General features: G+C 41.6%; 12 protein-coding genes and 1 pseudogene. 10 read left to right on the top strand and 3 right to left on the bottom strand.

What is annotated here, in order from left to right:
* Positions 1 to 140 precede the first annotated feature (140 nt).
* Together D7Y06_RS22975 and D7Y06_RS22970 are read left to right on the top strand one after the other, a co-directional pair.
* Positions 141 to 1,274: a hypothetical protein gene (locus tag D7Y06_RS22975; RefSeq protein ID WP_120409874.1), complete on the top strand. Its 1,134-nt coding sequence runs from the start codon at positions 141 to 143 to the stop codon at positions 1,272 to 1,274.
* Positions 1,275 to 1,437: 163 nt separating this feature from the next.
* The gene (locus D7Y06_RS22970) at positions 1,438 to 1,884 is read left to right on the top strand and encodes a hypothetical protein (protein ID WP_199714837.1); all 447 of its coding nucleotides are present in this window, start codon (positions 1,438 to 1,440) and stop codon (positions 1,882 to 1,884) included.
* Between the two features lie 251 nt (positions 1,885 to 2,135).
* On the opposite strand, the gene D7Y06_RS22965 is transcribed toward D7Y06_RS22970, so the two are convergent.
* Genes D7Y06_RS22965 through D7Y06_RS22960 form a run of 3 tightly spaced genes read right to left on the bottom strand, consistent with a single transcriptional unit; the run spans position 2,136 to position 2,896 of the window.
* Positions 2,136 to 2,384: an HD-GYP domain-containing protein gene (locus D7Y06_RS22965; RefSeq protein WP_256387252.1), complete on the bottom strand. Its 249-nt coding sequence runs from the start codon at positions 2,382 to 2,384 to the stop codon at positions 2,136 to 2,138.
* Between the two features lie 15 nt (positions 2,385 to 2,399).
* A complete protein-coding gene (locus D7Y06_RS26200) occupies positions 2,400 to 2,576 on the bottom strand; it encodes a hypothetical protein (RefSeq protein ID WP_158591470.1) in 177 nt (58 codons plus the stop codon).
* The gene (locus D7Y06_RS22960; RefSeq protein WP_120409872.1) at positions 2,576 to 2,896 is read right to left on the bottom strand and encodes a hypothetical protein; all 321 of its coding nucleotides are present in this window, start codon (positions 2,894 to 2,896) and stop codon (positions 2,576 to 2,578) included. The genes D7Y06_RS26200 and D7Y06_RS22960 overlap by 1 nt, the downstream gene beginning before the upstream one ends.
* Positions 2,897 to 3,182: 286 nt before the next feature.
* Between D7Y06_RS22960 and D7Y06_RS26670 the strand changes: the two genes are divergently transcribed.
* The 8 genes and pseudogenes from D7Y06_RS26670 to D7Y06_RS22920 all read left to right on the top strand — a co-directional run bounded on the left by D7Y06_RS26670 (position 3,183) and on the right by D7Y06_RS22920 (position 7,137).
* The gene (locus D7Y06_RS26670) at positions 3,183 to 3,353 is read left to right on the top strand and encodes a hypothetical protein (protein ID WP_199714836.1); all 171 of its coding nucleotides are present in this window, start codon (positions 3,183 to 3,185) and stop codon (positions 3,351 to 3,353) included.
* Between the two features lie 139 nt (positions 3,354 to 3,492).
* Positions 3,493 to 3,764: pseudogene (locus tag D7Y06_RS22950) on the top strand (helix-turn-helix domain-containing protein); the annotation flags it as partial.
* Positions 3,765 to 3,792: 28 nt separating this feature from the next.
* Positions 3,793 to 4,053 (top strand): hypothetical protein, encoded by a 261-nt coding sequence (locus D7Y06_RS22945; protein WP_120409871.1) that lies wholly within the window; start codon positions 3,793 to 3,795, stop codon positions 4,051 to 4,053.
* Between the two features lie 69 nt (positions 4,054 to 4,122).
* Positions 4,123 to 4,761, top strand: coding sequence for a TetR/AcrR family transcriptional regulator (locus D7Y06_RS22940; protein ID WP_120409870.1), 639 nt, complete (start codon positions 4,123 to 4,125; stop codon positions 4,759 to 4,761).
* Positions 4,762 to 5,105: 344 nt separating this feature from the next.
* Positions 5,106 to 5,993, top strand: coding sequence for a helix-turn-helix transcriptional regulator (locus D7Y06_RS22935; RefSeq protein WP_120409869.1), 888 nt, complete (start codon positions 5,106 to 5,108; stop codon positions 5,991 to 5,993).
* A gap of 4 nt (positions 5,994 to 5,997) precedes the next feature.
* Positions 5,998 to 6,624 (top strand): CPBP family intramembrane glutamic endopeptidase, encoded by a 627-nt coding sequence (locus D7Y06_RS22930; protein ID WP_120409868.1) that lies wholly within the window; start codon positions 5,998 to 6,000, stop codon positions 6,622 to 6,624.
* 5 nt (positions 6,625 to 6,629) lie between these two features.
* A complete protein-coding gene (locus D7Y06_RS25690; RefSeq protein ID WP_147415754.1) occupies positions 6,630 to 6,854 on the top strand; it encodes a hypothetical protein in 225 nt (74 codons plus the stop codon).
* 160 nt (positions 6,855 to 7,014) lie between these two features.
* Entirely contained in the window at positions 7,015 to 7,137 is a 123-nt protein-coding gene (locus D7Y06_RS22920) for a cysteine-rich KTR domain-containing protein (RefSeq protein WP_120409866.1), read from the top strand.
* Positions 7,138 to 7,212 lie beyond the last annotated feature (75 nt).

Raw genomic sequence — 7,212 nt, 5'->3', positions numbered from 1 at the left:
GCCCTAATAAATGCCTTAAAACAGCTAATTAAGAAACAGGGGCATCATTTATAAAGTTGTAAAGTAGTGTAATGTTAAGTGAATTATTATAAAGTAATTATAACAGATGACATTGTCCAAATCTTAAAGGGAGGAAACATATGAAAGAACTTTCATGTATGAAAATGAAGGGTTCTTCAAGACGAGCTTCCAACAGTGATCAAAGTAACCTGCTTGACAGGATATCAGAGTTTTTAGTGCAACATGCGAATCCCTCGATTGTTTATCATGTTAAAAACGATATTCTGAAAAATATCACAGACGACGAAAAAAGAGATTTGCAGGATAGGATTTTGCAAGAGAAAATAATCCAAAGTATCATTACATGCCAAAAAGAAAACGGTTGGTTGGGCAATGGTTTTCATGGGTCTAACAAAAATGCAGGGCCATATGAAAATCAAGAGGTTGGTGTAAAATATCTTGGCGAAAAACTGGTGTATAAAGAAACTCCTGTTCTGAAAAATGCAATAGAAGCATTCAAAATTATATCCCCGAAATTGTTCGGCGAAGGCGATATTGACTGCAGCAGATACGCAGCCGCTGGCTCGGACATCATTAAAGCTGCTTGTGTTGCAAGAGCTGGTTATGAAGACACCTTTGATATTTCAAAGGAAATTACCACGGCACTGGAATCTTTTAGAAGAGTTACTGAAATAAAATCGGTGACAGATATCGTGAAAATAAGAAGGAGACGTCCCGAGCGAATCAACCCCGAGGGAATCACATACGTTTTTAACGACTATGAAAAATGGCCCTGTTGGTATCATCTGGATATTTTGGCTCATACAAACAGTTGGCGGAACAGTGAGAATATAGCAATGCTGGCGGATTCTTTTAATAAGTTACTGAAAGACACAGGCTTGAATTATTCACCTGCCTATTGTGTAGATATTGGGCATTTGGTTGGCTGCTGCGGTGCATATAGGGAGGGCATGAAACTGGGTATAGAAACTGGCGGAGAGTATTATGTATTTCTGGATTTGATAGAGTATATGTGCCGATGTGGTTTATACAGTCTTGTTCCACCGCTAAAAAAAGAGGTTGATATTATTTATGATTCTATAGATGATCAGGGAATATGCCGTGCAAACTACGTCGAAAAGGCACTTAAAGGAATGGGATGCTATGGCGGCGGGCAACTGGAGGTAGACTGGAGGAGCAGGACTAGGAAACTTTGCGATGTAACATACAGAGGACTGTTGATACTGTATCATTCGGGATTGCTGACACACTAAGAGTGAGCCTTGATGATTTAACGATGGATAACCAATAAAGAAAAATCATATCTTTCAGACAGATTCCCTTTTCATTATTTGTTATTTGATATTATAGTTTTTTTCTTACCCTCATTTTTTCCCTTATCAGCACTTGTAATCATGAGGGAAACGACATAAAAGGATGATTATTTCGGTTGAAAATGGAATGACCGTAATTATTTATGATACGGTTTCTGCAACAAAATTCTGGATACCCGTTATCTGTGTACTGTTGCTTTCCGCTATTGTTGTAAGTGTCATATTGTTTCAGAAATTGGTACAGTACAATGAGGAAACCGGGAAACGTGCCATACTGGAAAATCAAGTACGGCAAATGGAGAAAGAAATTGTAGAAATACAGGACATATATACTGATATGAGAGGGCTTCGGCACGATATGAGAAGCCGTATAGCCAATATTTCCTTACTTGTTAAAAATGTGGCGGGTTCTGTAAATGAAGAATTGGAAAGCTATATCGGAAAAATGGAGGAAACAGTCAGCCAATTGGATTTTCCTTATCAGACAGGAAATCCCATCACGGATATTATTATCCACCAGAAAGGGCAGGAAGCAGAAAAAAACAGATAAAGTTACATTCTTATGTGAAAGGCAGCCTGTTCTTTTTAGAGGTTGAAAATGATTTTGCAGAGGATATTATCATAGAGAGAGAAAGCGGTCTGCCTGTCAGCATGGAAACAAAGTAAATCATTTTATTCAGTTCCTCCCATTCCTCCATGTCTGCTGTTACAGCCCAAAATGATTCCACAACTTCCGGATCAAAGTGCGTGCCGGATTCCTACCTGATGATTGCATACGCTTTTTCACGCGGCATGGCGTTTTTATAACATCGTTTGGAAGTCAGTGCGTAAAACATCCGACACCGCCATAATTCTTGCACAGAGCGGTATTTCTTCCCCGCTGATGCCATAAGGATATCCTTTTCCGTTCCACCACTCGTGATGATACGCTGCCATCTCCACCGCCGTATTCAGATACCCCGATTCCCCAAGCTTCTCCTTTGCATGGGTAAGCAGTTCCTCTTCTGCCGTGGTGTGCGTTTTCAGGATCTCAAATTCTTCTTCCGTCAGCTTTCCCGGCTTTATTTAAGACAGCGTCCGGTATATGTATCTTCCCTGGCTTTTCAGCTCTTTTGCAATGCACTCCACATGAGTATACACATCCATGCAGGTGCCGCTTTCTTTTTCATAAACGTACTCAAAACAGGATAAGACGTTCTCCCTCGGTTCTTCACAGAATCCATTTGCCGCTAAAAAATCCATTATTTTTTATAACCGCCCCGGATACGGTCTACCGCCATAAAAGGGTGGTAAATTGTTATCACTGCATAATCAGCTTCTTTCTGGACAGCATATTCCACTCCCGGACATTTTGTTTCAAATCCTTCCGGAAGAATATAAGCTGCCACGTATCCGTGAATGCCAAATCTGGTAGTCATCTCAGGCGGGACAAACGGAAAGTCCCATCCAATCCGCATTGCATCCGGCGAAAATTTTAGCAGACCAGACTGCCGTGCCCAGTTTTCCATGTATGCATTTACATCATCTTCCGGATTCGGTGAGAGCAGTACATATCTTGCCATCTGAAATGCTTCTGCCTTTTTTACAATAATTTCTGAATTGATGTCAGTAGTCTAATTGTGATTATCAAGAATTTAAATACACTTTCCATAATAATTGTACACATAAATTTCTTATTTATGATAAATTATTGCAATAATATAATGGTGCAGGAGGGCATAAAAGATGTTGCTATCAAGAACATACTGGTAGACGCAGAGGTCAAAGTGCTTTATCAAGAGGACGAGAACAGATTTATCGGGCAGTATATTATTTTCTGTAAAGTATATAATGAGCAGAGAAAGAAATATGGGCAGACAAAGAAGCGGTAACAAAAACAATCCGTATCTGTTAAGACAGAAACGTATTGAAAGAATGATGAAGGACGGAGAAGCACTTGAAAAAATTGCACGTTATGTACCATCTTTATCATTGGACGAACTAAAAGAACTTGAAACGAAGGTTATGCAGTTAGCGTAATCAATCATATCAATCAAAATCAAATATAGTAATAGCGTTAGAGCATATAGAAACGGAAACCTATATGCTCTATTTTTTTGCCATAGAGGAGGGAACATGAACGACAACAATCAAACCAACACCAAAGGAGTGATTTACTATGGCAGTTTTCCGGGTGGAGCGAAACAAGGGCTACACCGTTATGAGCAACCACCATTTACGCAACAAGGAACTTTCCTTAAAGGCAAAGGGGCTGTTGTCGCAAACGCTGCCACTCCCCGAAGATTGGGACTACACCTTGAAAGGCTTATCCCTTATCAACCGGGAGAAGATAGACGCTATCCGCGAAGCCATTAAGGAGCTTGAACGTGCCGGGTATATCGTCCGTTCAAGGGGCGCGACGAGAAAGGACGCTTTCGACAAACAGATTTCCAATATGAAAAAGAGGCTTTCTGCTATCGTGAAGGAATATAAATTTGATTTCGTTCAGGCATTTTATAAGGAATTGAATGCGGCAGAGAAAGAGCAGATAGTAAAAGAAAGAGAAGCGGGCAGGGATAGTCAGGCAAGAAAGATAAAGGGGCGAGGTAGCAAAGAAGGGGTAGAAATTCTATTTGAGAACGTAGAAAAATCAATGGACAGTAAGGATTATATTGTATGCTTATGTCCATTGATTTTTCATTTAAGAAAAGTTTTATTAATTTCCAGCCGGACAGATTGACAAATTATTCTCCCAGTGCTAATATTAAACCGACAGTCAGTCTACAAATAATAGGAGGGTGCAGATTCCATGCGTGTGGTAAAAGAAGCGGAAGAACGTAAAAATGAAATATTGGACGTGGCAGAGAGACTGTTTGGAACAAAAGGCTTTGACGGCACCAGCACCAGTGACATTCTGAATGAAATCGGCATTGCGAGGGGGACGCTTTATTACCATTTCAAATCCAAGGAAGAAATTCTGGACGCAATGATCAGCCGAATGATGAGCAGGCTGATTGAAAAAGCGGAAGTGATTGCAGTACAAAAAAATATACCAGTGCTGGAGCGCCTTACCATGATGATGCTTTCATTAAATGTGAGCGATGGTAATTTTGGACAGGAACTCCTGAAACAGATACATAAGCCGCAGAATGCCCTTATGCACCAGAAAATGGAGAAGTCCCTGCTCTTTGGTATCAATCCTATTATTACGGATTTAATAAGAGAGGGAATGGAGCAGGGGATATGTCAGACGGATTATCCCGAAGAAGCTGCGGAAATGACTTTTTTATATGCAAATACAGTGTTTGATGACCTTATGGAACACAGCGAAGAAGAAAAGCAAAGAAAAATAGCTGCATTTATTTACAATCTGGAACGGCTGCTAAATATGGAACAAGGCAGCTTGAAATCGGCTGTCATTCCTATTTTTCAAAACGGCAATAAGTAATACAGCATAGTACCGATGATGCTGTTGGATATATTACTGCACACACCATGAAGTAATTTTCCATTGACGGATTGGATATCATGCATAATTAGGGGACACAATTGTCCCTCAATTATTTAATCTAATATAGACAGGCAGACGGTCAATAAGGAAATGCCACGCAAAGTAGCGGAAAAAGGCGAAATGTAATTCCTGATTGCTTGTAATGTAAAATGTGCTTTCCTATACTGAAGGCATCAAAACAAGGAGGCAAAATCCTGCACAGCTTACGGGGCATTGCTCCATGCAGTGGCAGTCGCATTTTGCTTCGTAAAACAAAAAGTAAAAAATTTAGGAGGATTCATATGACATTTGCAGAAAAACTAAAATCTATCCGTAAGCAGGCAGGTATGTCACAGGAGCAGTTAGCGGAGAAGCTCGGCGTATCAAGACAGGCAGTTACCAAATGGGAAGCGGATGCAGGCATTCCGGATATTGAAAACATGATGGCAGTCTCCGCCCTGTTTGGCATTTCCATAGATGAGCTGCTCTCGCATGAAAGAGGGATAAAAAAGGCAGCGGACTATCTTTATGAGAGCGTTACAGAGTATGACATTGACGAGTCAAAACGCTACGATATGAAATTCGGCGGGGCAAAGCAATTCACACTGTCGGGATACGAGGGCGAGAAAATCCGTGTCCGCCTCGTATCCAATACCATGCCCACGCTTCAGAATGATTTCAAGGTCAGGATTGACGATATCAGAAAACGGATTGATGTAGAAGTAAACCGTAAAAACGGGGTGACAGAAGCAACGGCAAAAGAATCGGTCAGCATCTTTGTCCAGATACCGACGCCATACATCGGAAAAATAGAATGTGCGGTCAATGCGGAAACGGTGGAAATTCGTTCTTTGGAGTGTGACAGCATAGAGCTTGATATAAAGACACCAGATGTTATCCTTGCGGATGTCACCGGAACGGTAGAGATCAACTGTAACCTTGATATGGAAGTGTTCTGCCAATCCTTAAACGGGGAGGTGGCAATCAACCAAGTGTCTGCAACTTCAAAAATCCATGTTCCGAAGGACGCAGCGTTTACTGCCGTTGCGAAGGGGATCGGCACAAGCATATCTTATGAGAAGGATGGAAAGCAGACCAAGCCTTTCAGTGTGCCGGAGGCGGAGAACATCATTGAACTGAATGGAATCAAGAGCGAGCTTGTTATCTGCACGGACAGGGAAAGGCGCTGACGGTATGAAAACAAATTATTTGAAGAAATACATCATCAGTTCCTATATTCTGGTATGGGCGCTCATTATTTTTGTGGCAGGTATGGCAAGTCTTGTATTCCATGCACCGCCTGTCATCATGTGGATTGTCCGCAATCTGATCGCATGGTCACCAACGTATCTGCTCCTGATCGGCTGGAAACATTTCAGACCGGACGAAACAAGAAGAGTTTTCATAAAACGGTGTTTTTCGGGTAAAGTGAAACTTTTTCCGTTGCTATGCTCTTTTGCACTTACATTTGGGATTAGTGTTTTGGCTTTGTTCCTCTTTTCCGCTGTCATGGGAAAGCCTGTGCTGTCCTATATCAATTTTGGAATAATAGCATTGCCGCTCAGTATTTTTCTGTCCTTTACGTCGGGACCGACAGGAGAAGAATTGGGCTGGCGTGGCTTTATGCGGGAGGAATTCAACAAGAGATATGGTTTCTTAAAATCCTCTGTCTGTCAGGGCTTGGTGTGGTGCTTCTGGCATACTTTGCTTTGGGCAGTGGATTCAGAATTTACCGACTGGAGGGCAGTCCCCTATGTCATTTCCAAATATGGAAGAACAAAAAGCTATGGGCTTTCTGCGCTTTTGCTCCCGGCATTTTAATTGTGATGGGAACAGTTCTATATTTTGTGCTGTTTCCCGAACAATACAGCGGCATCTTCAATTTGGGCAGTCTGACAGGCACAGAACAGGTGATACATATCGCTAACCCGCTGCAATTCTGCGTGATATGCGTACTTGCTGCGGCGGTATGTATTCCGATTCAAGTGCTGGAGCTTGGGGAGGAAATTGGCTGGAGAGAATATCTGCTCCCAAAACAAATAGCGGAGTAGTCAATGTCATAGGTGAAATACCCGTTTTCATTTCCTTTTCGGGGAAGAATGGGCTATTGGGACCCAATCCGACAGAGCTGATCAGTATGTCGGGATTGATACTATGTGCAATTATCATGCTGATTAAATTGCCAACTGCAAAAATGGTAAGGGCGTAAGGATGGAAAAAATAATTTCTGAGTGGATACACTGCCCTGTCTGCAAAAATAAAACAAGGTTACAGATACGGGCAGATACAGAGCTGATTAACTCAGCGACAAATTCTTTAGGTTACAATCGATGATGGTGTAAACGAAAAAGCAGTTTTGACATTGCAGGGAACTGCCCCTTCGTTTACACCATTTTCGATTTGGCCTAA

This window comes from Roseburia sp. 1XD42-69 (assembly GCF_003612565.1).
Taxonomy (GTDB): Bacteria; Bacillota; Clostridia; order Lachnospirales; family Lachnospiraceae; genus Roseburia_B.
Note: the sequence above shows the minus strand (reverse complement) of the source record. Positions and strands in the feature narration are given on the sequence as shown.

Excerpts from the sequence above, each read along its gene's own strand:
- D7Y06_RS22960 (WP_120409872.1), bottom strand. The coding sequence starts at position 2,896 with ATGGCAAGATATGTACTGCTCTCACCGAATCCGGAAGATGATGTAAAT.
- D7Y06_RS22920 (WP_120409866.1), top strand. The coding sequence starts at position 7,015 with ATGGAAAAAATAATTTCTGAGTGGATACACTGCCCTGTCTGCAAAAAT.
- D7Y06_RS26670 (WP_199714836.1), top strand. The coding sequence starts at position 3,183 with ATGGGCAGACAAAGAAGCGGTAACAAAAACAATCCGTATCTGTTAAGA.
- D7Y06_RS22970 (WP_199714837.1), top strand. The coding sequence starts at position 1,438 with ATGATTATTTCGGTTGAAAATGGAATGACCGTAATTATTTATGATACG.
- D7Y06_RS22930 (WP_120409868.1), top strand. The coding sequence starts at position 5,998 with ATGAAAACAAATTATTTGAAGAAATACATCATCAGTTCCTATATTCTG.
- D7Y06_RS25690 (WP_147415754.1), top strand. The coding sequence starts at position 6,630 with ATGGGAACAGTTCTATATTTTGTGCTGTTTCCCGAACAATACAGCGGC.
- D7Y06_RS26200 (WP_158591470.1), bottom strand. The coding sequence starts at position 2,576 with ATGGATTTTTTAGCGGCAAATGGATTCTGTGAAGAACCGAGGGAGAAC.
- D7Y06_RS22935 (WP_120409869.1), top strand. The coding sequence starts at position 5,106 with ATGACATTTGCAGAAAAACTAAAATCTATCCGTAAGCAGGCAGGTATG.
- D7Y06_RS22975 (WP_120409874.1), top strand. The coding sequence starts at position 141 with ATGAAAGAACTTTCATGTATGAAAATGAAGGGTTCTTCAAGACGAGCT.
- D7Y06_RS22940 (WP_120409870.1), top strand. The coding sequence starts at position 4,123 with ATGCGTGTGGTAAAAGAAGCGGAAGAACGTAAAAATGAAATATTGGAC.